A 21,652-nucleotide genomic window follows, 5' to 3' on the forward strand; every position below is an offset into this window, starting at 1 on the left:
TCCCGGCGGACAACAGGTCGGCCGCACGAACGCGAAAGGCCCCGGTCCACAGGGGACCGGGGCCTCGGCGGAGCCGAGTCGGCGTCAGACGCGCATCGCCTGCGGGGTCTCGCGCAGCGAGGCGTCCGGGCCCGGGTACTCGCGGATGACCTCGTAGCGCGTGTTGCGCTCGACCGGGCGGAAGCCGGCCTCGCGGATGAGCTCCAGGAGGTCGTCGCGGCCCAGCTTGTTCGGGGTGCCGTAGTTGTCCGCGTCGTGCGTGATCTTGTACTCGACGACCGAGCCGTCCATGTCGTCCGCCCCGTGCTGGAGCGCGAGCTGGGCGGTCTGCACGCCGTGCATCACCCAGAAGACCTTGACGTGCGGCACGTTGTCGAAGAGCAGCCGGGAGACCGCGAAGGTCTTCAGCGCCTCGGCACCCGTGGCCATCGTCGTGCGCGCCTGGAGCCTGTTGCGGACCTTGCCGTCCTTCATGTCCACGAAGTCGTGCTGGTAGCGCAGCGGGATGAAGACCTGGAAGCCCCCGGTCTCGTCCTGGAGCTCGCGCAGCCGCAGCACGTGGTCCACCCGGTGGCGCGGCTCCTCGATGTGCCCGTAGAGCATCGTCGACGGGGTCTTGAGGCCCTTCTCGTGCGCCAGGCGGTGGATGCGCGACCAGTCCTCCCAGTGGGTGTCGTGGTCGACGATGTGCTGGCGGACCTCCCAGTCGAAGATCTCCGCGCCGCCACCGGTGAGCGATTCGAGGCCGGACTCGATCAGCTCGTCGAGGATCTCGGAGGCCGACAGGCCGGAGATCTTCTCGAAGTGGTGGATCTCGGTGGCCGTGAACGCCTTCAGCGAGACGTTCGGCAGCGCCTCCTTGAGGGCGGACAGCGAACGCGGGTAGTACCGCCACGGGAGGGTGGGGTGCAGGCCGTTGACGATGTGCAGCTCGGTGAGGTTCTCGTTCTCCATGGCCTTGGCCAGGCGGACGGCTTCCTCGATGCGCATCGTGTACGCGTCCTTCTCGCCCGGCTTGCGCTGGAACGAGCAGTAGGCGCACGAGGCCGTGCACACGTTCGTCATGTTGAGGTGGCGGTTGACGTTGAAGTGGACGACGTCGCCGTTCTTGCGCGTGCGCACCTCGTGGGCGAGACCGCCCAGCCAGGCCAGGTCGTCCGACTCGTAGAGGGCGATGCCGTCCTCACGCGTCAGCCGCTCGCCGGAGCGGACCTTCTCCTCCAGCTCGCGCTTGAGCCCCGCGTCCATGCCGGTGTCTCCTCTACCTGTCCCTGTCCAGCACCTGTCTGCAACCGCCACCCACCGTACTCTCAGGCGTCCTCGGGCAGCTCGCCGACCCGGTTCTCCCACTTGGTGGAGAGCACGATCGTGGTGCGGGTGCGGGAGACGCCCTTGGTGCCGGAGAGCTTGCGGATGATCCGCTCCAGGCCGTCGACGTCTCCGGCGCGCACCTTGAGCATGTACGAGTCGTCGCCGGCGATGAACCAGCAGTCCTCGATCTCCTGGAAGTCGCGCAGCCGGCGCGCCACGTCCTCGTGGTCTGCGGCGTCGGAGAGGGAGATGCCGATCAGCGCGGTGACGCCGAGGCCGAGCTCGGCGGCGGCGACCGTCGCGCGGTAGCCGGTGATCACGCCGGCGGTCTCCAGCCGGTTGATGCGGTCGGTGACGCTGGGGCCGGAGAGGCCCACGAGACGGCCCAGCTCCGCGTACGAGGCGCGGCCGTTCTCCCGAAGCGCCTGGATGAGCTGCCTGTCCACCGTGTCCATTACGTGGAGCCTTCCATTATTCGGCGATCCTGCAAGTTTAGGTATAGAATCAAAGGCACACAGGGTCAACACCCTGTGAATCTTTCAACAGATCAATGACGATCTTCAGGAGTGGTTCACCGTGTACACGATCGAGGCGGCCTACGCGCACATGCGACAGCTCCAGGAGCTGGCCAACCGATCCCGCACCGACCAGCCCGCAGCCGCCCACCGCGTCGACAAGACCCGCCGTCCGGGCAGCACCAAGAAGCGCTGACGCCGACGCCGCTACTCACGGGGGCGGGCGCTGCCAAGCTCCCCCTCCCAACGGCGGTACAGCCCGTGCGGCACACCTGCCGCGTCGAGCACCCGCCCCGCGACGAAGTCCACGAGGTCCTGGATGTGCGTCGCGCCCGCGTAGAACGCCGGAGAGGCGGGCAGCACGACCGCGCCCGCCTCGTCCAGCGCCACCAGATGCCTGAGCGTCTGCCCGTTCAGCGGGGTCTCCCGCACCGCGACCACCAGCCGGCGCCGCTCCTTGAGCGTCACGCTCGCGACGCGCTGGAGCAGGTCCTTCGACAGCCCGAGCGCCACACCCGCCACGCAGGCGGTGGAGGCCGGGACGATCAGCATCCCCTTGACGGGGTACGAGCCCGAACTCGGGCCGGCCGCCAGGTCCCCGGCGCCCCAGTACCGCACCGCGTCGAGGTCGAACCCGGCGAAGGTCCCCGGCTTGCCGTCCGCGCCGCGGCCCAGCCACTCCTCCAGGTCCGCGCGCCAGTGCGCGTCCCGGAAGGCGATCCCGGTCTCGTCCAGCAGGGTGAGCCGCGAGGCCCGGCTGACCACCAGGTCAACACTCTCGCCCGCCGCCAGCAGCCCCCGTACCACCGCCGCCGCGTACGGCGTCCCGGACGCCCCGGAAACCCCGACCACCCACGGGGTGCGCTTGCCGTCAGTCATACCTCCGAGACTATCCGGCCACGGAGCGGAGGCACTCTGTAAGGTGTCCGCACGTCCCATGGGGTGGGACGGTACGAGGGGGAACACCACCATGAGCACGCCGACGACGACCGCCGAGCCCGCCTGGAGCCGGACCGACCGCGCCAAGGCCGCCGCACAGCTGATGCTGGGCTGGGTGGCCCTGCTGTGGCTGATCGAGGCGGTCGACTACGCCACCGGGCACGCGCTGGACGCGTACGGGATCGTGGGCCGCGACCCCGACACCCTCACGGGCGTCCTCACCGGGTCCTTCCTGCACTACGGCTTCGACCACGTCGCCTCCAACAGCGTCCCGCTGCTGGTCCTCGGCTTCATAGCGGCCCTGTCCGGGATCCGGCGCTTCCTCGCGGCGTGCGTGCTGATCGTCCTGGCGGACGGCATCGGTACCTGGCTGATCGCCCCGTCGGACGGCGTGACCCTGGGCGCCTCGGGCGTCGTCTACGGACTGTTCGGCTACGTGGTGGTCCGTGGGTTCGTCGAGCGCAGGGTGCTGGGCATCCTGGTGGGCGTGGCCGTCGCCGCGTACTGGGGAGGAACGTTCTTCCTCGGCCTGCTGCCGCTGGACCCGACGATCAGCTGGCAGGGCCACCTGTGCGGGCTGCTGGGCGGCGTACTGACGGCCCTGTACTACCGCCGCCCCACACCCCGGCAGGCCGCCCCGCTCAGCTGACGGCCCCGGGGTCGACGGGAAGCGCCGAGGTGTCGACGGTCAGCTTCCCGAGGCCGGTCTCCACCACGACCGCGTCGCCGTAGGGGATCACGTCACGGCCGCGGTAGCCGTCGGGGCCCGGGTTCCACATGGTGACGCAGTGCGCCTTGTAGGGGTCGAAGACCAGGTAGTGCGGGATCCCGCGCCGGGCGTAGGCCTTGTCCTTGATCTCGTAGTCGTCGGTCGCCGTCGGCGGATCGACGACTTCCACCACGAGCGCGACCAGCTCGGGTGGGTAGACATCCAGGCTCTCGGCGATGGCGGCCTGACGGATGACCAGGAGGTCCGGGGCGCGCTCAACTGCCGGCCCGCAGGCAACCTGGCTGATTCAGCCCCATTCCTGCGGCAGACAGGCATCCAGGGCATCCCACACTTTCATGAGGGTGCACATGTGGAAGGGGCGGGATCCCCGCGGTCGCGGGGACGAGGTCACGGTCGACGGGTTCATCGGAATCGCCCTCGGAACATCCTCGCGGCCGCGAGGAACGGCCCCCAGACAAGCGGAAGGGCGGCGCAACCGGCCCCGGTTCCGCCGCCCTTCACCCCTTCGGGCTAGTTCAGCGTGAGGCCGCGCGAGATGAGATCGGCCAGCGTCGCGACGAACAGGCAGATACCGATCACGCCGTTGACCGTGAAGAACGCCCGGTTCAGGCGGGACAGGTCGTGCGGCTTGACGATGGTGTGCTCGTACAGGAACGCCGCCGCGACGATCAGCAGGCCGAGCCACAGGAAGACGCCGCCGTCGGTGAGGACGGCGTACCAGGCCAGCAGGACCGTGGTGACCACGTGGCAGCCCCGGGCGCCCCACAGTGCGGCCGGGACGCCGAAGCGGGCCGGGACCGACTTGACGCCGTCCGCGCGGTCGGAGTCGATGTCCTGGCAGGCGTAGATCAGGTCGAAGCCGCCGATCCAGACGCCGATCGCGAGCCCGAGGACCACCGCCTCCCAGGACCACTCGCCCGTGACGGCGAGCCACGCGCCCACCGGCCCCATGGCCTGGGCCAGGCCCAGGATGGCCTGCGGGAAGTTCGTGAAGCGCTTGCCGTACGGGTAGACCACCATCGGGACGACGGCGACCGGCGCCAGCGCCAGGCACAGCGGGTTCAGCAGGGCCGCCGCGCCGAGGAAGACCACCAGCGCGATCCCCGCGCCGGTCCAGGCGGACCGCACCGAGACCGCGCCCGTGACGAGCTCGCGCCCGGCCGTGCGCGGGTTGCGGGCGTCGATCTCCCGGTCGATGATCCGGTTCGCGGCCATCGCGAAGGTGCGCAGCCCCACCATGCAGACGGTGACGAGCAGCAGCTCGGTCCAGTGCATGCGCCCGTCGAGCCGGTACATGGCCGTCAGCGCGGCGATGTACGCGAAGGGCAGCGCGAAGACCGAGTGCTCGATCATCACGAGCCGCAGGAAGGCCTTGACCCTGCCGGGTGCCTGCGGGGCGGATCCGGATCCGGGTCCGATGACGCCGTCGGCGGTGGTCATCACGCCAGGCTCCCGCGGAACTCTTCGAGGTCGGCGCGGAGGGTGTCCACGGCCTCAGGGGTGATGTCCAGGGTGAGCGGGGGGACCTCCTCGCCCTCCGGCGGGGTGATCCGGGCGAGGAAGGCGCAGTCGTCGCCGGCCGGGCGGCCCTCCAGGCTCAGCACGGGGCCGGCCTCGACGGTGAACGGCTCGGCTTCGGCGAAGGACAGCTCGGCGAGCAGGCGTTCGGCGAAGTCGTCGGCGTCCGCGTCGCGCAGACCGGGCAGCTCGAAGCCGCCGCCGCCGTCCTCGTCGTCCCACATCAGCGCCCAGACGCCGCCGGGGCCGACGAACTCCTCGGGGCTGACGCCCGCCTCCGCGGCGGCCTCGCGGACCTCCGGGTCGGCGGGGTCGAGCTCCGGGCGCACGAGGGCCACGTACGTGGTGTCGTCGCCGATGAAGAGGGCGGGGCCGCCCATGACGATCGGGCTCACAGGCCGTACTCCTTCCAGCGGCGGTCCACCAGGGCCGCCGTCGCCGGGTCGGACTCCACCATGTCGGGCCAGCCGCCGTCGCGGGTGTAGCCCTCCTCCGGCAGCTTCTTGGTCGCGTCGATGCCCGCCTTGCCGCCCCAGAACTGCTGGTAGGAGGCGTGGTCCAGGTGGTCCACCGGTCCCTCGACCACGGTCAGGTCGCGCGAGTAGTCGGTGTTGCCCAGCGCCCGCCAGGAGACCTCGTGGAGGTCGTGGACGTCGCAGTCCTTGTCGACCACGATGATCAGCTTGGTCAGCGACATCATGTGGGCGCCCCAGATGGCGTGCATGACCTTCTGGGCGTGCTTGGGGTACTTCTTGTCGATCGAGACGATCGCGCAGTTGTGGAAGCCGCCCGACTCGGGCAGGTGGTAGTCCACGATGTCCGGCACGATGATCTTGAGGAGCGGGAGGAAGAACCGTTCCGTGGCGCGGCCCAGCGGGCCGTCCTCCGTCGGCGGCCGGCCGACCACGATCGACTGGAGCAGCGGGCGCTTCCGCATCGTCACGCAGTCGATCTTCAGCGCCGGGAAGGGCTCCTGCGGGGTGTAGAAGCCGGTGTGGTCGCCGAAGGGGCCCTCGGGGAGCATCTCCCCGGGCTCCAGCCAGCCCTCGACGACGACCTCCGCGTTGGCCGGGACCTGGAGGGGGACGGTCTTGCAGTCGACCATCTCGATCCGCTTGCCCGCGACGAACCCGGCGAAGAGGTACTCGTCGATGTCGCCCGGCAGCGGTGCGGTGGAGGCGTACGTGACGGCGGGCGGGCAGCCGAAGGCGATCGCGACCGGCAGCCGCTCGCCGCGCGCGGCGGCGACGGCGTAGTGGTTGCGGCTGTCCTTGTGGATCTGCCAGTGCATGCCGATGGTGCGCTTGTCGTGGCGCTGGAGCCGGTAGAGGCCGAGGTTGCGGACGCCGGTCTCGGGGTGCTTGGTGTGGGTGAGGCCCAGGTTGAAGAAGGAGCCGCCGTCCTTGGGCCAGGTGAAGAGCGCCGGGAGCCGGTCGAGGTCGACGTCGTCGCCGGTGAGGACGACCTCCTGGACGGGCGCGGACTCGCCCTTCACCTTCTTCGGCGGTACGTGGACCATCGAGCCGAGCTTGCCGAAGGCCTCGCGGACGCCGATGAAGCCCTGGGGCAGCTCGGGCTTGAGGAGGCCGCCGATCTTCTCGCTGATCTCGCCGTACGACTTGAGGCCGAGGGCCTTCAGGAGGCGGCGGTCGGTGCCGAAGACGTTCATGGCGAGCGGCATCGCCGAGCCCTTGACGTTCTCGAAGAGCAGGGCCGGGCCGCCGGCCTTGTTCACTCTGTCGACGATCTCCCCGACCTCCAGGTACGGGTCGACTTCGGCCTTGATGCGCTTGAGGTCGCCCTCCCGCTCCAGAGCCCGGAGCAGCGAGCGGAGATCGTCGTAAGCCATGGAGCCCAGTATCCGTCACCCCATACCCTGGAACCGTCACCGGGGCCCCGCGCGGGCCCGTCGTCACTTCCCGGGAGTCGGTCCCACACCGTGCTGCGCTATCTGCCGTTCCTGCTGATCCTGGCGCTGACCATCTACGCCTTCATCGACTGCCTGAACACCCCGGAGGAGGAGGTCAAGCACCTGCCGAAGACGGTCTGGGTGCTGATCATCCTGCTGTTCTCGATCGTCGGCCCGGTGGTGTGGCTGTTCGCGGGCCGCAAGCGCTCCGCGGTCGGCGGCGGGGGCGGGGGCCGGGCGCGCCGGCAGCAGTGGGTGGCGCCCGACGACAACCCGGAGTTCCTGAACTCCCTGCGCGAGGAGCAGGAGAAGAACAGGGACAAGGACAGGGACAAGGACAAGGACGGCGGCAAGGACGGCGACAAGGAGTAGGGGCGGGGGTCACCGCGCCCAGGGCAGGACGCGGGTCCCCTCGGTGCCGGGGACCGAGGCGACACCGTCGGCGCGCATGACCACGTACGCCTCGAAGCGCTCGGGGGCGTGGATCCGGCGCAGGACATCGGGCGGCAGGACGAGGGTCTGGCCGGCGGACACCTTCTCGGTGCGGCCGTCGCAGGTGACCTCCAGGGAGCCGGCGGTCAGCTGCCAGACCTGTTCGCGGCTGACGGCGTGCTCGGGGCCGGTGGCTCCGGCGGGCATGTCGACGTGCCAGGTGGAGAGCTCGGAGCTGCCGCGGCTGGGGGCGGCGAGGCCGGTCATGGTGGCGTTGGGGGAGGCGGTGACGTTCTCGGGGGAAGCGCTGATCACGTGCAAGGCGGGTCCTCTTCCGTTTCCGTGGAGTGCCGTGGAGTGCCGCGGAGTGCGGGGCGACAGATGCAAGTAAAGGGGCTTTACTCGCCTGAGTCAAGAACCTTTACTCGCCATGCCCGCATGCCACCATGGACCGCGTGACTTCCAACGAAGAGAGTTCCGGCGTCGAGCTGACCTTCCTGCTCGGGATCGGCTTCCAGCTGATGCTGGGCGAGTTCACCCGGCGCCTCGCCGACGAGGGGTACGCCGACCTGCGCCCGCTGCACGGCATGGCCTTCCAGGCCCTCAAGGGACCCGGCTCCACCGCCAGCGAACTGGCCGAGCGGCTCGGGGTCACCAAACAGGCCGCCGGGCAGATCGTCGACGACCTGGAGAAGCGCGGCTACGTCCGGCGCGAGCCGCACCCGGGCGGCGGGCGGCGCAAGCTCGTCGTCCTGACCCCCGCCGCCGAACAGCACCTGGCCACCGCCGGACGCGTCCTGCACGGACTGGAGGCGGAACTGGCCGGGCAGGCCGACCTCGGCTCCCTGCGCGGGGAGCTGGCGCGCCTCATCCGCGCCCTGCACGGGGGCGAGGGGCTGCCGCCGCTGCGGCCGGTCTGGTGACCCGGGCCACGGGCGCGACGGCGTGACGGAAACCGGCCGGAAAGATCATTGAACGCGTTCAACCCCGCTGGCAGAATCAGGCCATGCCACCACCGCGTACCCGGCCCGGGATCCGCATCCTCGACACGGTCCTGCGCAACCTGCTCGCGTACGGGGTGCTCACCTGCGCCCTGCTCGCCATGACGGGCGGCTGGGACCCGCAGCGCCACGACGCACGCCCCGTCCCCGCCGTGTACGACGCCGACATCTCGGAGATCGTCGGCACCTGGCGCTGCGTCGACGGCACCGAGGTGGTCTTCCGGGCCGACGGCAGCGCCGACGTCACCCTCCTCGACGGCCAGGACCGCGACTACGCCGCCGGCTGGCGGCTCTCGGGCCCCGGCTCCTGGCGGCTCACCGGCCGGCAGCCCGCCGACCGCACCCTCGGCCAGCACCTGCGGCTGCGGCTGCCCGCCCCGACCGCCACCGCCGGCCGCGCCGGCACGGGCCCCCCGGCGGGGGCGCCCCAGCGGTACGCGTGGACCTTCGAACTGCGCCGCGACGAGCGCGGGGCGCTGGAGCTGTACTTCGGGTTCTTCCTCGGGACCGGCCCGGCGCGCGGCTCCTACGTCCTGGAGAAGGACGCGTAGGAGGCGCGCAGCTCCGCCCAGCGGGCGTCGGTCCAGGCCGCCCAGTCCGTCGGGTGCCCGGCCATGAAGGACTCCAGCCGCTCGAAGTGGTCGTGCCAGCCGGCCAGGCAGTCCAGGCGCTCCTCCTCGGAGCCGCCGCGCTCGTTCAGGAAGCGGACCACCGTCGAGTCGGTGCCGACCGCCTCCAGGTGGAAGCGGATCCGGCCGTGCTCGGAGACCGTGTACTCGGCGACCCGCTCGGTGTCCCAGGCGGTGACCTGCCCGGACACGGTGGTGCCGGTGTTGGGCCAGCGCAGGGTGACGGCCCCGCCGAGGCGGCGTTCCAGCACGTCCGCCGCCGCCAGCCAGCCGCGCAGCCCCTCCGCCGTGGTCAGGGCGGGCCACAGGGCCTCGTACCCGTACGGCAGGTGCATCTCGAAGCGGATGGTCCAGCGGCCGGGGCCGCGCGGCTCGCTGGTGGCATGGCTCACAGGAGACATACCACCAGCGTCCCACTCCCCCGGGTCAGACGCCCGCGTACGAGTGCTTGCCGCTGAGCAGGATGTTCACGCCGTAGTAGTTCCAGATCCAGCAGGCGAAGGCGAAGAGCGCCAGGTAGGCGGCCTTGCGGCCCTTCCAGCCGGCCGTGGCCCGCGCGTGCAGGTAGCAGGCGTACGCCACCCAGGTGACGAAGGACCAGACCTCCTTGGGGTCCCAGCCCCAGTAGCGGCCCCACGCGTCGCCCGCCCAGATGGCGCCCGCGACGATGGTGAACGTCCACAGCGGGAAGACCGCCGCGTTGATCCGGTACGAGAACTTGTCGAGCGAGGCCGCCGAGGGCAGCCGCTCCAGCACCGAGCTGCGGAACTTCCCGACGGTCCGGCCCGCCTCCAGGTGGCTCTCGTAGCTGTCGCGGAACAGGTAGAGCACCGCGCCGGCCGCGCCGATGTAGAAGACCGCGCCGCAGAAGATGGCGGTGGAGACGTGGATCCACAGCCAGTACGAGTGCAGGGCCGGGACCAGCTGGTCACTGTCGGTGTAGAGCCAGGTGGTGGCGATGCCGAGGTCCAGCAGGACCGTCGTGACCAGGATCAGGCCGAGCCAGCGGACGTTCTTCTTCAGCGCCAGGAGCAGCAGGTACGCGCCGACCGCGACCGTGGAGAAGGTCACCGAGAACTCGTACATGTTGCCCCAGGGGGCCCGCTGCACCGACATCGCGCGGGCGACCACGCCGCCCGCCTCGATGAGGAAGCCGAGCACCGTCAGCGAGACCGCGATCCGCCCGTACAGGTCGCCCTGCTCGGTGCCGCCGGCCGCGCCCGGGCCGTCGGGGACGTCCCGGCTGCCCGACGCGGAGCGGGTGACGACCTCCGGCTTGTCGAGGACGGCCGTGCCCCCGCCCTTCTGGCGGACCTGCACGGCGGGGGCCGCTCCGGCCGCCGCCTTCGACGCGGTCAGCGCGGCGGCCGTACGGCCCACCTTGCTGCGGCTGCCGAAGACCCACTCGGTGATGTGCGCGAGGAAGGCGAGCGTGTAGACCGCCATCGACGCGTACACGAGCTTGTTGCTGAGATCGGCGAGGCTCTCGTTCGTCGCCGCCGCGAGCAGCGTCGTCATGCGCGCTCCCCTTCTTCTTCCTCGGTGTTTCCGGGATCGGCCGGTTGCGCCGGGCTCGGCGCCCGTTCGTACAGGGCGGCGCAGAGCACCGACAGCTCCTCCGGCAGCTTCGCCGACTCGCTGCGGCCCAGGCCCGCCAGCTCCACGACGGTCAGGCCGTCCTCGTCCCGGACCGCGCGGACCCAGATCCTGCGCCGCTGGATGAACAGGGACGCGGCGAGACCGCCGATGGCGACGAGGGCGCCGGCGAGGGCCAGCCCGTTGGCGGGCTGCTGGGTGACCGAGAAGGTGGCCCAGCGCTCGATGCCCTCGAACTTCACGGTGCCCGCGCCGTCCGGCAGGGTCATCGTCTCGCCCGGCAGCAGCCGCTGCTTGAACAGCTGCCCCTCCGGGTTCTTGAACTCCTGCATCTTGGAGGTGTTCAGCTGGTACACGTTCTGCGGCAGGCCCGCGTCGACGCCGAGGCTGCCGTGGTAGGCGCTGAGGGCGAGGACGGGGAAGTCCAGGGCCGGGAACTGCGAGAGCATCGTGCCCTTGCCCTCGCCCGCGAAGGTCGGCACGAACATGGCGTTGAAGCCGAGCTGTTCCTTCTCGCCGTTCTTGTTGCGGTAGCCGTCCGGGACCTTGACCGCGCCCGAGGAGCTCAGGTTGGCGTCGAAGGGCAGCATCGGCACGGCGTCCTTGTAGATCACCTTGCCGGTCGGGTCGGTCACCGAGATGACCGGCGCGTAGCCGTGGCCCAGCAGGAAGATCTTGGAGCCGTCGATCTCCAGCGGCTCGTTGACCTCGATCTCGGCCTTCTTCGGCTCCCCGTGCGCGCCCTCGCTGTAGGTGACGTACGCCTTGAAGTCGCGCGGGGTGCCCTTCTGCGGGCCGCTCTTCTCGTAGCTGGCGTCGAACCTGTCCAGGGTGAACGAGAACGGCGGCAGGTCGTCGGAGGAGAAGAGGCTGCCGGACTTGAAGTCGTCGTACTGGGTGAGCGTGTTCGCGAAGCCCTTGCCGCGCAGGACGAGCTTGCCGCCCTCGGACTTGAAGAGCTGGCCGCACGCGAAGGCCACCAGCATCACGATCAGGGCGATGTGGAAGGCCAGGTTCCCTGCCTCCCGGAGGTAACCCTTCTCGGCGGCGACGGCGTCGCCGCCGGACTCCGTACGGAAGCCCCGCCCCCGCAGCAGCGCCTTCCCCTCGGCGAGGACCTCCTCCGGGGAGGCCTCCGTACGCCACGTCGCGTACGCCGGCAGCCGCTTCAGGCGGCGCGGGGCGCCCGGCGGGCGGCCGGTGAGCTGGCCGACGAACTGCCAGGTGCGCGGGACGATGCAGCCGATCAGCGACACGAACAGCAGGATGTAGATCGCGGAGAACCACACCGAGCTGTAGACGTCGAAGAGCTGGAGCTTCTCGGCGACCGGCACCCAGAACTCGTGGGTCTTCTTCCACTCGGCGACCTTCATCGGGTCCACCTGCGTCTGGGGGACGAGGGAGCCCGGGATGGAGCCGAGGGAGAGCAGGAACAGCAGGATCAGCGCCACGCGCATGGAGGTGAGCTGGCGCCAGAACCACCGGACCCAGCCGACCACCCCGATGCCGACGGGGGCGGCCGCGCTCTCCTCGGCGGGGGCCGTGGAGAGCTGCGCTCCGGCGGCGGCGTCGGCGTCCGCCTCGGCGTCGGCCTCGTGGGGCGCCTCGTTGGGCGCCGCGTGGGACGCCTCGACGGGCGCCTTGTCGGTCGTACTCATGTCCGTGTAGTCCTCAGATCCCCACCGTGAAGGTTTGGGTCCAGCTCTGCATCTCGTTCACGATGCCGGTCCACATCCCCGTGACGAGCAGCAGGCCGGTCAGGATCAGCATGCCGCCGCCGATCCGCATCACCCATGCATAGTGCTTCTTCACCCAGCCGAAAGCACCGAGCGCCTTGCGGAAGGCGATCGCCGCGAGGATGAAGGGCAGGCCGAGACCGAGGCAGTAGACGGCGGTCAGCAGCGCGCCGCGCCCGGCGGTGGCCTGGTCGATGGAGAGCGTCTGGACGGCGGCGAGCGTCGGGCCCATGCAGGGGGTCCAGCCGACGCCGAAGAGCACGCCCAGCAGGGGCGCGCCGAGCAGGCCCGCCGCCGGCTTCTTGTGGAAGCGGAACTCCCGCATGGTCAGACCCGGGATGGCGCCCATGAAGAAGAGGCCGAGGACGATCACCAGGCCGCCCATCACCCGGGTGATGACCTCCTTGTTCTCGCCCTGGAAGACGTCGCCGAACTGCCCGAAGAGCGCGCCCGTCGAGACGAACACGGCGGTGAAGCCGAGGACGAACAGGCTCGCGCCGGCCAGCATCCGGCCGCGCCGGGCCTCGGCGAGGTCGGCACCGCTGACGCCGGTGACGTAGGAGAGGTAGCCGGGGACGAGGGGGAGCACGCACGGGGAGAAGAAGGAGATCAGCCCGGCGAACAGGGCGATCGGCAGGGCCAGCAGCAGCGCGCCGTTCAGGACCGTGGTGTTGACGCCGGTGACCGCCTCGGCGGCCGGCAGGAGGTACGGGTCCACCAGGTCACTGCTCCGCGAGGAGCGGGTCGACCATCGAGCGCAGCTGCTCCTCGTTGACCGCGACGAGGGTGCGGGCGGCGATCTTGCCCTGCTTGTCGAGGACGATCGTCGAGGGGATGGACTGCGCGTTGAGCGTGCCCTTGGGGAAGCGGAGCATCAGCTTGCCGTCCGGGTCGTAGAGGCTCGGGTAGGCGATCCCGAAGTTCTGCTCGAAGGCGGCGGCGTTCTGCTTGCTGTTGTCGCGGGTGTTGATGCCGACGAACGCGACGTCCTTGCCGCCGTCGGCCATGTCCTTGGAGACCTTCGCGAAGTACGGGGCCTCGGCGCGGCAGGGCGGGCACCAGGAGCCCCAGACGTTGAGGACGACGACCTTGCCCTTGAGGGTGGTGGTGTCGAGCGTCTTGCCCTCGACGGTCTCCCCGTCGAGCTTGGGCGCGTCGACGCGGTCGGCCTTGGCGACGGTGGAGATGCCGCTGGGGCCGGTCACGTAGTTGCCGCCGGCGGCACCGGCCGGCTTGCCGCCACTGCCCGAATCGCCGCACGCGGACAGGGTCAGGGCGCTCGCGAGGGTGATCGCGGTCAGCAGGACGGCGCGGCCGCTGGTCGAGCGGCGGCTGGTTCGAGGTGAACGCGCGCGGCTAAGGCTCATGTGAAAAGTTTCGCATGACCGATTTGCCGATCTTCCGCACCCCCCGACGGCCTGCCGGCCGGCCGCCAAAGCCCTGGTCAGGGGCTGTCAGTGGGTGGTCAGGGACGGGCGGAAAGGTTCCGCCAGCCGCCGGACGGGGCCTGTCCGGGGCCCAGCGTGCGCAGTCCGGCCAGCACTTTCGGGTCCTGGACGTCCAGCCAGTCGGTGAACTGCCGGAAGGATACGAGACGTACATCCTTTTTGTCCGCCATGGTCTTGAGCGCCTCCTCGACGGCGTCCATGTAGATGCCGCCGTTCCACTCCTCGAAGTGGTTGCCGATGAAGAGGGGCGCGCGGTTGGTCTCGTACGCCCGCCGGAAACCGCCGAGGTAGGTGGCGGTGGCCTGGGCGCGCCAGCCCGGGTAGTTGGCCGCCACGCCCCTCGTGGTGTTCCGCGACTGGTTGGCGAGGATGTTGTAGTCCATCGACAGCACCTCGAAGGAGTGCCCGGGGAAGGGCAGCGACTGCAACGGCAGGTCCCACACCCCCTCCTTCTTCACCGGCCAGCGCTGGAGCCCGCCGGGCGAGCTGGAGTCGTAGCGCCAGCCGAGCGCGCGGGCGGTGGGGAGCAGCGCGTCCTGCCCGAGGAGGCAGGGGGTGCGGGCGCCGGTCAGCTCCACGCGGTAGTCGAAGGGGAGCGGTTCGAGGTCGGTGAAGCCGGTGTTGGTGCGCCAGCCGGTGACGAACGCCGTCGCCTGCTCGATCTCGCTGCGCCAGTCGTCGGGGGTCCAGTGGGCGACGGAGCCGGCGCCGGAGCAGAAGTGGCCGTTGAAGTGGGTGCCGATCTCGTGTCCGTCGAGCCAGGCCTGGCGGACGAGGCGCAGGGTGCTGCGGACGTTCTCGTCCTTGAGGTAGCCGATGTCGGAGGCGCCGGCGGGGTTGTTCGGGGGCCAGTAGAGGTCCTTCTTCGACTCGGGGAGGCAGTAGAGGCCGGAGAGGAAGAAGGTCATGGCCGCGCCGTGGTCCTTGGCGAGCCGGAGGAACCGCGGGAAGAGGCCGTTGCCGATCTCGCCGGCGCCGTCCCAGCTGAAGACGACGAACTGCGGCGGCGTCTCCCCGGGCTGGAGGGGGGTCGGGCGGGGCGGCTGGTGCGGCTGGGGGCCGGTGTCGGCGGTGGACCCGTCGCCGATGGGCTTCGCCGGGGCCATCGCCCCGCCTCCGGATCCGGACCCGGACCCGTCCTTGGCGCGGGACCCGTCGGCCCCGCACCCCGCGATTCCGCCTGCGGCGGCTGCGGCGGCCCCGATTCCGAGGCCGAGCAGCGCCCTTCGGGTGATGGCGCGCGCATCGCTCATGAAACGTCATATAAACGGACATTCGACGGCTGTCGAGAGGTCGACACGACGCGCGGCGCGGAACTTTTACGAAAACAGGTCAAACCATGACGCTGCGCTGGACGGTGACGGATGCCCTGCGGGGCTGTCCCCTACCCACCCTTCCACCGTTCCCAGGGGCTCCGCCCCTGACCCCGTCGCGCTCAAACGCCGCGCGGGCTGGATTTCGCGCAGCGAAATTCCAGCCCCGCCGGCGTTTGAGGCGCGGGGGTCTGGGGGCGGAGCCCCCAGGGGGCCGGGGCTACGCCCCGAAGGCCTTGGACTTGCCCTTCACCGGCTTCGCCCCCGCGAGGAGATGCACGGGAACGAGATCCCGCGCCGGCTCGCTGTACCCCACCGACACCAGCTTGTCGTCCTGGTACGTGAACGACGTCAGCGAAGCGAGCGTGCACTGCCGCCGCCGCGGGTCGTGCCACAGCCGCCGCCGCTCCGCGAAGCTCCGTACGATCCAGATCGGCAGCTGGTGGCTGACCGCCACCGCCTCGTGCCCGCGCGCCGCGTCCCGCGCCGCCTCGATCGCGCTCATCATCCGCACGACCTGCTCGACGTACGGCTCTCCCCACGACGGCTTGAACGGGTTCGTCAGGTGCTTCCAGTTGCCCGGCTTGCGCAGCGCGCCGTCGCCGACGCCGAAGGTCTTGCCCTCGAAGACGTTGCCCGCCTCGATCAGGCGGCCGTCGGTGGCCAGCTCCAGGCCGTGCACCTTGGCGATCGGCGCGGCCGTCTCCTGCGCCCGCTCCAGCGGCGAGGCCACCACGTAGGTGACGTCCCGGTCCTGGAGGTGCTCGGCGACCCGGTCGGCCATCTGCCGGCCCAGCTCGGAGAGGTGGTAGCCGGCCCGGCGCCCGTACAGGACCCCGTCCGGGTTGTGCACCTCGCCGTGCCGCATCACGTGGACGACGGTGATGTCGCTCATGCCGTCGCCTCCGCGGCGGCCCGAGCGGCTGCCGGCAGCGCGGCCGCGATCCGCTCGACCGCCCGCTCGTCGTGGGCCGTGGACACGAACCAGGACTCGAACGCCGACGGCGGCAGGTACACGCCCTGCGCCAGCATCGAGTGGAAGAACGCGTTGAAGCGGAACCCTTCCTGCTTCTTCGCGTCGTCGTAGTTGCGGACCTGCTCCCCGGTGAAGAACACCGAGAACATGTTGGACGCGGTCTGCAGCCGGTGCACCACGCCCTCCTTGCTCAGCGCCTCCGTCACCAGGCCCTGGATCTCCTTCGAGACCGCGTCGACCTTCGCGTACGCCGCCTCGTCCAGCAGCCGCAGCTGCGCCAGGCCCGCCGCCGTGGCGATCGGGTTACCGGAGAGCGTGCCCGCCTGGTAGACCGGGCCGGCCGGGGCCAGGTGCCCCATGACGTCCGCGCGGCCGCCGAACGCCGCCGCCGGGAAGCCGCCGCCCATGACCTTGCCGAAGGTCATCAGGTCGGGCTTGACCCCGTCCACCCCGTACCAGCCGGCGCGGGAGGTACGGAAACCGGTCATCACCTCGTCGGAGATGTACAGCGCGCCGTTCTCGCGGCACAGGTCGGCGAGGCCCTGGTTGAAGCCCTCGGCCGGGGTGACGACGCCCATGTTGCCGGGCGCGGCCTCGGTGATCACGCAGGCGATCTCACCGGGGTGCGCGGCGAACGCCGCCCGCACCGCGTCGAGGTCGTTGTAGGGGAGCACGATCGTGTCGCCCGCCTGCGCGCCCGTGACACCGGGGGTGTCGGGCAGGGCGAAGGTGGCCAGGCCGGAACCGGCGGCGGCCAGCAGCGCGTCGACGTGTCCGTGGTAGCAGCCTGCGAACTTGACGACCTTGGCGCGACCGGTGAAGCCGCGGGCCAGCCGGATCGCCGACATGGTCGCCTCGGTGCCGGAGGACACCAGGCGCACCTGCTCGACGGGCTCGATACGGGCGGTGATCTCCTCGGCGAGGGCGACCTCGCCCTCGCCGGGGGTGCCGAAGGAGGTGCCGCGGGCGACCGCCGCCTGCACCGCCTCGATCACCTCGGGGTGGGAGTGGCCGAGGATCATCGGCCCCCACGAGCAGACCAGGTCGACGTACTCGCGCCCGTCGGCATCGGTCAGGTAGGGACCGGTACCGGACACCATGAACCGGGGCGTACCGCCCACGGCACGGAAGGCGCGCACGGGAGAGTTCACGCCGCCGGGGGTCACGAGGGACGCGCGCTCGAAGAGCGTCTGCGAAACTGGGGCTTCATACGGGTACGGGTAGCTCACACCAGCCATGGTCTCAGAGGCCGCGACAGACTTGCGGACGGGCGTTTCACCGCGCCGCCGCGGGGGAGGTCACTGCCATGATGATCAGGCTGCGTGGCGGGGGCCGCGGGGCCGGGGCAGGCAATACGTGTCGGGTGGAGATATGCAACGCGGTGGTGGACCGGGCGAGGGTACGGACGGCCTGGACCCGCAGCGCGCCCGTGAAGCCCGTGAAGCCCGCCGACGCGGCAAGCACCGGCGGCGTGCGGCCGAGGCCGCCGAGCCCGCACCCGCTCCCCTCCAGGGCCCGGGCCGGTCGCCCGGCACCGGGGACGAGGCGGACGACGCGGAGGACACCGGCGGCCTGCCCAAGGGCCGCGGCATGGGAGTGACGTACAAGTACTTCGGCGCCCCCGACGGCGCCACGGCCGCGCGCGTGCCGCAGACGATGCGGCCGGAGGAGCTGGGCGGCGACGAGCTCGGCATGGGCGGCATGTTCACCAAGATCAAGCCGGAGACCATGGCCGCGATGGTCCTGACCGGCATCGAGGGCATACCCCTGCACAAGGTGCCGCCGCTGGAGCTCGTCGTCCTGCACCCCGACTACGCGGTGGTCAAGCTGCCCATGACGGTGGTGGACCCGCTGCGCGGGGTGGGCGAGGAGTCGGTGGGCGCGGCCGCCTTCATCTGGTCGACGGTCCCCGACCGCGGCGGCCCGCGCGACGCCTTCAACGTCTACCAGCTGCTGCACGAATGGCAGGACTTCTCCCACCGCCTCCACGAGAACGGCCACCAGGCGTACTGCCTCGTCTGGCCCTGACCCGGGCTTTCATCCACGGTGGGCGGCCTTCCGGGAGGACTGCCCGCCCCGGTGCGGAAACCGCCCGCCGGGCGGCCGGGGCGCACTCCTTGGACAGCAGGACCGTCGTCCACGGCCCGCGTCCTGGAGCTCGCGCATCCGGCCTGGGTGGTGGACGGCTGGTTGAGTGAGCGCAGCTCGCGCCCTCCGAGGGGGGCGGGGGGGTGCGGTCGCGGACCGCGGCCTCGTACCGGAGGGCGGTCGTCTGGCCGACGGGATCCACGTCCGGCCATTTCTGCGCGTGGCCGGCGAGCGTCTCCTTGGTCTCGCTGGGGACGACGCACGTGCCGTGCCGCAGCTCGGCGTCGACCTCGGTGGCCCGGCTGCCGGCCGCCGCCCCGGTCTCGGAGTTCCCCTCGCGCCGCTGCCCGCCGAGGTAGCGGTAGCGGACCTGCCGGCGCTCGCCGGTCCCGTGGTCGGCGGTCGGCGGTCGGCGGTCGGTGGTCGGGGCCATCCGCCTCGTACGGCTCCTGTACTCGGCGCAGCCGGCCTCCGGGGCCCTTGCGGTGCGACTTGCGCCAGCGATCGTTCACGTCGGTCAAGAAGGGCCTCTCGGATGCGTCGACGCTCTCCGCTTTGACGGCACAACGGATTCGCGTGGCCGTTCAGCGCACATGGCCTCCTGACGTCGCGTCACTCATGCAGACCATTTTTTCCGATTTGCGGTCTATTGCTGCGTAATATGCGTGAATAATCCCGCATGACGGCGCATCACATCCCTGGAAGGCAATCGTTCTGCGGCTCCCGCTCAGGGCGAGCCTTCGCACCGGAGCCGGCAGGGGGGCCTGCGGCTCTGAGCAGCCATCGTCGCGGGCGCTCGGGATCCTCCTTCGGGAGGACTGAGACCCGAAGCAACAAGAAAGGTCCTGCCATGGCATTGGATGCCTTCCGGTCGGCTCCACCCGACACAAGTCCCCAACGCAATCTGCTCAAACGGGGAGCCTTCGCCCTGCTCCCCACAGCGCTCCTAGCGGCCACCCTGATCCCGACCCTCGCCCACGCCGCAGAAGCCCCCGTGCTGCTGGGGACCACCGCCAGTTACGGGGTCCTGGCCGGTTCTACGGTCACCAACACGAACGACACCGTCATCAACGGTGACCTGGGGCTCTATCCGGGTACATCGGTGACCGGCTTCCCGCCCGGCATCGTCAACGGAGTGACGCGCGTCGCCCCCAACGCCGCCGCCGCTCAGGCGAAGTCCGACCTCGTCGTCGCCTACGACGACGCGGCAGGCCGGGGACCCGGGACCGTGCTCGCATCCTCCGAGATCGGCGGACTGACGCTGGCGCCCGGCGTCTACACTGCCCCGTCGTTCATCCAACTCACCGGCACGGTCACACTCGACGGCCAGAACGACCCCAACTCCGTCTTCATCTTCCGGATCCCCTCGACCCTGACCACGGCTACCTCGAGTGCCGTGGAGTTCATCAACGGAGCAAATGCCTGCAACGTGTTCTGGCAGGTGGGCAGCTCCGCCACCCTCGGCACGACCACCCAGTTCAAGGGCACCATCCTGGCCCTGCAGTCCATCACGCTGAACAACAGCGCTGTGATCGAAGGCCGCGCCCTGGCGCGTGAGGCCGCGGTCACGATGGACAACAACACCATCACGAGGCCGACCTGCGCCGTCGGCCCGCCCGGACCTCCCGGACCCACCGGACCTCCCGGACCCACCGGATCTCCCGGTCCGACCGGGCCGCCCGGACCGACGGGCGCACCCGGACCCGCTGGACCCACCGGACCCGCCGGACCCACCGGTTCTGCTGGACCCACCGGACCCGCCGGACCCACCGGTTCTGCTGGACCCGCCGGACCCGCCGGACCCACCGGTCCCGCCGGACCCGCCGGACCCACCGGTTCTGCCGGACCCGCCGGACCCACCGGCCCCGCCGGACCCACCGGTTCTGCCGGACCCGCCGGACCCGCCGGACCCACCGGTCCCGCCGGACCTGCCGGACCCGCCGGACCCACCGGGCCTGCCGGGCCCAAGGGGCCTCGCGGCGACAAGGGCGAAAAGGGAGACTCGGGCGATCACGACCACGGCCACCACGGCCACCACGACGACGGCGACGGTGACGAGGGCCAACACGGTCGCGACGACTACGACGACGAGGGCGAGCAGGGTCACGGTCACGACGACCACGACCAGGGCAAGCCCGGCCACGGTCACGACGACCACGACCAGGGCAAGCCCCCGTGGGCCGACTTCCTGCCGGGCGGCCTCGACGACGCCCTGGGCCACATGCTTCCCGGCCAGATGGCCAAGAACGTCAACTTCGCCCACGTGGGCGCCGCCACCGGTCGGCAGCCGAAGCCGGCGTCGCCAGGCATCGCCGCTACCAGCACGAGCAGCGGGACCGGCATCATGGCCGCCGCCGCAGCCGCCCTGGTATTCGTCGGAGGCTCGGCGGTCTTCGCGATGAAGAGAACCCGCCGGGGTGCGGTGACTCGACAGGACTAGCCGGCACGAGGCCGGCGTGACAGCCTCGCACCTCTGACCGATCGGTCTCGACAGCGCCCAAAGCCGAGCCCCTGGACACGTCGTCCAGGGGCTCGGTCCTCGGTGTCAGGATGCGTACCGCACGACGCTCACGGGTTCGGCAGGGTGGGCGTCCGGGCGTCTGCCCATGATTCGGTGGCGACGTACGCCTTGATGGCTTCGTTGATGAAGTGACGGGTACTGTCCGGGCTCAGCGCCTGGGCCTGTAGGTGGGCGTACATGTCGCTGTAGATCCTGACGTCGGATCGTTTTTCCAGATAGAGATCGCTGGTGAACCTTTCCAAATACACCAGGCTCACGTCGGTAGCGTCGGCGAACTCGAGCAGGGCGAACTGCCCCGAAACACCGGGGTGCGCCCCCACGTCGTGGGGGAGGACCTGCACGGTGATGTGCGGCTGGACTCCGAGGTCGGTCAGATGCTCCAGTTGCTCGCGCATGACCTCGCGGCTGCCTACGAGGCGCCGCAGTGCCGATTCGTCCAGTACGGCCCATAAGCGCAGCGGGTTTTCCGGGGCGGCAAGCCGGCGCTGGCGCCGCAGCCGCACCTGGAGACGCATGGCGGCCTGTTCGGCGGCGGCCTGAGGGATCGTTCCTGCGATGACCGCCCGAGCGTAGGCGGGGGTCTGCAGCAGGCCGGGGATCACCAGGGGCTCGAAGCATCGGATCGCCGCGGCCTCGGTTTCCAGGCCGATGTATGCGCCGTACGGGATGTCACCGTAGGCATTCCACCAGCCCTGCTGCCCCGATTCCCTGGCCAGTCGCATCAGCTGGTCGACAAGCCGCTGGTCCTGGACTCCGTACAGCCTGCAGAGATCGCGCACGTCTCGTGGCTTGACGAGGCGGCGGCCGTTCTCCATGAGACTGATCTTGGGCTGGGAGATCAGCAGGCTCTCCGCCACCTGCGGGGTCGTCATACCCCTCATCTCCCGGAGCCGACGGAGCTCCGATCCCAGCCGGCGCCTGCTGACGGTGGGATTGACATTGACACCCACGGGCCGTGTACCTCCGCTCGAAACCCTTACGCTGGCAAGC

General features: G+C 70.7%; 24 protein-coding genes. 7 read left to right on the top strand and 17 right to left on the bottom strand.

Annotated elements, in window-relative coordinates:
* Positions 1 to 84: 84 nt before the first annotated feature.
* Together mqnE and SSNG_RS15120 are read right to left on the bottom strand one after the other, a co-directional pair.
* On the bottom strand, positions 85 to 1,248 hold the full coding sequence (gene mqnE, locus SSNG_RS15115) for an aminofutalosine synthase MqnE (RefSeq protein ID WP_007264708.1): 1,164 nt from the start codon (positions 1,246 to 1,248) through the stop codon (positions 85 to 87).
* Between the two features lie 62 nt (positions 1,249 to 1,310).
* Positions 1,311 to 1,766: an Lrp/AsnC family transcriptional regulator gene (locus SSNG_RS15120; RefSeq protein WP_007264709.1), complete on the bottom strand. Its 456-nt coding sequence runs from the start codon at positions 1,764 to 1,766 to the stop codon at positions 1,311 to 1,313.
* A gap of 121 nt (positions 1,767 to 1,887) precedes the next feature.
* Here SSNG_RS15120 and SSNG_RS44845 point away from each other — a divergent pair, with 121 nt between their 5' ends.
* Positions 1,888 to 2,022 carry a hypothetical protein gene (locus SSNG_RS44845; protein WP_007264710.1) on the top strand — a complete coding sequence of 45 codons (135 nt, stop codon included), beginning with the start codon at positions 1,888 to 1,890 and terminating at the stop codon, positions 2,020 to 2,022.
* Between the two features lie 11 nt (positions 2,023 to 2,033).
* On the opposite strand, the gene SSNG_RS15125 is transcribed toward SSNG_RS44845, so the two are convergent.
* Positions 2,034 to 2,705 (bottom strand): UbiX family flavin prenyltransferase, encoded by a 672-nt coding sequence (locus SSNG_RS15125; protein WP_007264711.1) that lies wholly within the window; start codon positions 2,703 to 2,705, stop codon positions 2,034 to 2,036.
* 91 nt (positions 2,706 to 2,796) lie between these two features.
* Between SSNG_RS15125 and SSNG_RS15130 the strand changes: the two genes are divergently transcribed.
* Positions 2,797 to 3,414, top strand: a complete 618-nt coding sequence (locus SSNG_RS15130; RefSeq protein ID WP_007264712.1) for a rhomboid family intramembrane serine protease — start codon at positions 2,797 to 2,799, stop codon at positions 3,412 to 3,414.
* On the opposite strand, the gene SSNG_RS43825 is transcribed toward SSNG_RS15130, so the two are convergent.
* The 4 genes from SSNG_RS43825 to SSNG_RS15150 all read right to left on the bottom strand — a co-directional run bounded on the left by SSNG_RS43825 (position 3,407) and on the right by SSNG_RS15150 (position 6,862).
* Positions 3,407 to 3,781 carry a Uma2 family endonuclease gene (locus SSNG_RS43825; RefSeq protein WP_277752165.1) on the bottom strand — a complete coding sequence of 125 codons (375 nt, stop codon included), beginning with the start codon at positions 3,779 to 3,781 and terminating at the stop codon, positions 3,407 to 3,409. The genes SSNG_RS15130 and SSNG_RS43825 overlap by 8 nt on opposite strands.
* 224 nt (positions 3,782 to 4,005) lie before the next feature.
* On the bottom strand, positions 4,006 to 4,914 hold the full coding sequence (mqnP, locus tag SSNG_RS15140; RefSeq protein WP_128637468.1) for a menaquinone biosynthesis prenyltransferase MqnP: 909 nt from the start codon (positions 4,912 to 4,914) through the stop codon (positions 4,006 to 4,008).
* 20 nt (positions 4,915 to 4,934) lie between these two features.
* Entirely contained in the window at positions 4,935 to 5,408 is a 474-nt protein-coding gene (locus SSNG_RS15145; RefSeq protein WP_007264715.1) for a hypothetical protein, read from the bottom strand.
* Positions 5,405 to 6,862 (bottom strand): menaquinone biosynthesis decarboxylase, encoded by a 1,458-nt coding sequence (locus SSNG_RS15150; protein WP_007264716.1) that lies wholly within the window; start codon positions 6,860 to 6,862, stop codon positions 5,405 to 5,407. The genes SSNG_RS15145 and SSNG_RS15150 overlap by 4 nt, the downstream gene beginning before the upstream one ends.
* A 90-nt stretch (positions 6,863 to 6,952) precedes the next feature.
* On the opposite strand from SSNG_RS15150, the gene SSNG_RS15155 reads away from it, so the two are divergent.
* The gene (locus SSNG_RS15155; protein WP_007264717.1) at positions 6,953 to 7,294 is read left to right on the top strand and encodes a PLD nuclease N-terminal domain-containing protein; all 342 of its coding nucleotides are present in this window, start codon (positions 6,953 to 6,955) and stop codon (positions 7,292 to 7,294) included.
* Between the two features lie 9 nt (positions 7,295 to 7,303).
* On the opposite strand, the gene SSNG_RS15160 is transcribed toward SSNG_RS15155, so the two are convergent.
* Entirely contained in the window at positions 7,304 to 7,669 is a 366-nt protein-coding gene (locus SSNG_RS15160) for a cupin domain-containing protein (protein ID WP_241695057.1), read from the bottom strand.
* A 131-nt stretch (positions 7,670 to 7,800) separates the two neighbouring features.
* On the opposite strand from SSNG_RS15160, the gene SSNG_RS15165 reads away from it, so the two are divergent.
* Together SSNG_RS15165 and SSNG_RS15170 are read left to right on the top strand one after the other, a co-directional pair.
* Complete coding sequence (locus SSNG_RS15165) at positions 7,801 to 8,277, top strand: MarR family transcriptional regulator (RefSeq protein WP_050779633.1); 477 nt, start codon at positions 7,801 to 7,803, stop codon at positions 8,275 to 8,277.
* Positions 8,278 to 8,360: 83 nt separating this feature from the next.
* Entirely contained in the window at positions 8,361 to 8,906 is a 546-nt protein-coding gene (locus SSNG_RS15170; protein WP_007264720.1) for a hypothetical protein, read from the top strand.
* On the opposite strand, the gene SSNG_RS15175 is transcribed toward SSNG_RS15170, so the two are convergent.
* The 8 genes from SSNG_RS15175 to hemL all read right to left on the bottom strand — a co-directional run bounded on the left by SSNG_RS15175 (position 8,882) and on the right by hemL (position 17,291).
* Positions 8,882 to 9,385: an SRPBCC domain-containing protein gene (locus SSNG_RS15175; RefSeq protein ID WP_007264721.1), complete on the bottom strand. Its 504-nt coding sequence runs from the start codon at positions 9,383 to 9,385 to the stop codon at positions 8,882 to 8,884. The two genes, SSNG_RS15170 and SSNG_RS15175, sit on opposite strands and share 25 nt — an antisense overlap.
* 25 nt (positions 9,386 to 9,410) lie before the next feature.
* Positions 9,411 to 10,502, bottom strand: a complete 1,092-nt coding sequence (gene ccsB, locus SSNG_RS15180) for a c-type cytochrome biogenesis protein CcsB (protein ID WP_042801050.1) — start codon at positions 10,500 to 10,502, stop codon at positions 9,411 to 9,413.
* Positions 10,499 to 12,238: a cytochrome c biogenesis protein ResB gene (locus tag SSNG_RS15185; RefSeq protein WP_007264723.1), complete on the bottom strand. Its 1,740-nt coding sequence runs from the start codon at positions 12,236 to 12,238 to the stop codon at positions 10,499 to 10,501. Before SSNG_RS15185 ends, ccsB begins: the two co-directional genes overlap by 4 nt.
* 13 nt (positions 12,239 to 12,251) lie before the next feature.
* Complete coding sequence (locus tag SSNG_RS15190) at positions 12,252 to 13,034, bottom strand: cytochrome c biogenesis protein CcdA (RefSeq protein ID WP_128636975.1); 783 nt, start codon at positions 13,032 to 13,034, stop codon at positions 12,252 to 12,254.
* 4 nt (positions 13,035 to 13,038) lie between these two features.
* Complete coding sequence (locus SSNG_RS15195) at positions 13,039 to 13,683, bottom strand: TlpA disulfide reductase family protein (protein WP_007264725.1); 645 nt, start codon at positions 13,681 to 13,683, stop codon at positions 13,039 to 13,041.
* Positions 13,684 to 13,781: 98 nt separating this feature from the next.
* On the bottom strand, positions 13,782 to 15,017 hold the full coding sequence (locus SSNG_RS15200; RefSeq protein ID WP_007264726.1) for a hypothetical protein: 1,236 nt from the start codon (positions 15,015 to 15,017) through the stop codon (positions 13,782 to 13,784).
* A gap of 280 nt (positions 15,018 to 15,297) precedes the next feature.
* A complete protein-coding gene (locus tag SSNG_RS15205) occupies positions 15,298 to 15,972 on the bottom strand; it encodes a histidine phosphatase family protein (protein ID WP_007264727.1) in 675 nt (224 codons plus the stop codon).
* Entirely contained in the window at positions 15,969 to 17,291 is a 1,323-nt protein-coding gene (hemL, locus tag SSNG_RS15210) for a glutamate-1-semialdehyde 2,1-aminomutase (RefSeq protein ID WP_007264728.1), read from the bottom strand. The genes SSNG_RS15205 and hemL overlap by 4 nt, the downstream gene beginning before the upstream one ends.
* A gap of 352 nt (positions 17,292 to 17,643) precedes the next feature.
* Between hemL and SSNG_RS15215 the strand changes: the two genes are divergently transcribed.
* Both SSNG_RS15215 and SSNG_RS37955 read left to right on the top strand, forming a co-directional pair.
* Complete coding sequence (locus tag SSNG_RS15215) at positions 17,644 to 18,081, top strand: hypothetical protein (RefSeq protein ID WP_007264729.1); 438 nt, start codon at positions 17,644 to 17,646, stop codon at positions 18,079 to 18,081.
* Positions 18,082 to 18,991: 910 nt separating this feature from the next.
* A complete protein-coding gene (locus SSNG_RS37955; protein WP_007264731.1) occupies positions 18,992 to 20,581 on the top strand; it encodes an ice-binding family protein in 1,590 nt (529 codons plus the stop codon).
* A 128-nt stretch (positions 20,582 to 20,709) separates the two neighbouring features.
* Here SSNG_RS37955 and SSNG_RS15225 read toward each other — a convergent pair whose 3' ends face one another.
* Positions 20,710 to 21,612: a helix-turn-helix transcriptional regulator gene (locus tag SSNG_RS15225; protein WP_007264732.1), complete on the bottom strand. Its 903-nt coding sequence runs from the start codon at positions 21,610 to 21,612 to the stop codon at positions 20,710 to 20,712.
* Positions 21,613 to 21,652: the final 40 nt, after the last annotated feature.

Origin of the sequence: Streptomyces sp. C (assembly GCF_000158895.1) — a bacterium.
Taxonomy (GTDB): Bacteria; Actinomycetota; Actinomycetes; order Streptomycetales; family Streptomycetaceae; genus Streptomyces; species Streptomyces racemochromogenes.

Excerpts from the sequence above, each read along its gene's own strand:
- SSNG_RS15165 (WP_050779633.1), top strand. The coding sequence starts at position 7,801 with ATGGACCGCGTGACTTCCAACGAAGAGAGTTCCGGCGTCGAGCTGACC.
- SSNG_RS15215 (WP_007264729.1), top strand. The coding sequence starts at position 17,644 with ATGGGAGTGACGTACAAGTACTTCGGCGCCCCCGACGGCGCCACGGCC.
- SSNG_RS15205 (WP_007264727.1), bottom strand. The coding sequence starts at position 15,972 with ATGAGCGACATCACCGTCGTCCACGTGATGCGGCACGGCGAGGTGCAC.
- SSNG_RS15195 (WP_007264725.1), bottom strand. The coding sequence starts at position 13,683 with ATGAGCCTTAGCCGCGCGCGTTCACCTCGAACCAGCCGCCGCTCGACC.
- hemL (WP_007264728.1), bottom strand. The coding sequence starts at position 17,291 with ATGGCTGGTGTGAGCTACCCGTACCCGTATGAAGCCCCAGTTTCGCAG.
- SSNG_RS15125 (WP_007264711.1), bottom strand. The coding sequence starts at position 2,705 with ATGACTGACGGCAAGCGCACCCCGTGGGTGGTCGGGGTTTCCGGGGCG.
- SSNG_RS15185 (WP_007264723.1), bottom strand. The coding sequence starts at position 12,238 with ATGAGTACGACCGACAAGGCGCCCGTCGAGGCGTCCCACGCGGCGCCC.
- SSNG_RS15120 (WP_007264709.1), bottom strand. The coding sequence starts at position 1,766 with ATGGACACGGTGGACAGGCAGCTCATCCAGGCGCTTCGGGAGAACGGC.
- SSNG_RS15130 (WP_007264712.1), top strand. The coding sequence starts at position 2,797 with ATGAGCACGCCGACGACGACCGCCGAGCCCGCCTGGAGCCGGACCGAC.
- mqnE (WP_007264708.1), bottom strand. The coding sequence starts at position 1,248 with ATGGACGCGGGGCTCAAGCGCGAGCTGGAGGAGAAGGTCCGCTCCGGC.
- SSNG_RS15150 (WP_007264716.1), bottom strand. The coding sequence starts at position 6,862 with ATGGCTTACGACGATCTCCGCTCGCTGCTCCGGGCTCTGGAGCGGGAG.
- SSNG_RS37955 (WP_007264731.1), top strand. The coding sequence starts at position 18,992 with ATGGCATTGGATGCCTTCCGGTCGGCTCCACCCGACACAAGTCCCCAA.
- ccsB (WP_042801050.1), bottom strand. The coding sequence starts at position 10,502 with ATGACGACGCTGCTCGCGGCGGCGACGAACGAGAGCCTCGCCGATCTC.
- SSNG_RS15170 (WP_007264720.1), top strand. The coding sequence starts at position 8,361 with ATGCCACCACCGCGTACCCGGCCCGGGATCCGCATCCTCGACACGGTC.
- SSNG_RS15175 (WP_007264721.1), bottom strand. The coding sequence starts at position 9,385 with ATGTCTCCTGTGAGCCATGCCACCAGCGAGCCGCGCGGCCCCGGCCGC.
- SSNG_RS15200 (WP_007264726.1), bottom strand. The coding sequence starts at position 15,017 with ATGAGCGATGCGCGCGCCATCACCCGAAGGGCGCTGCTCGGCCTCGGA.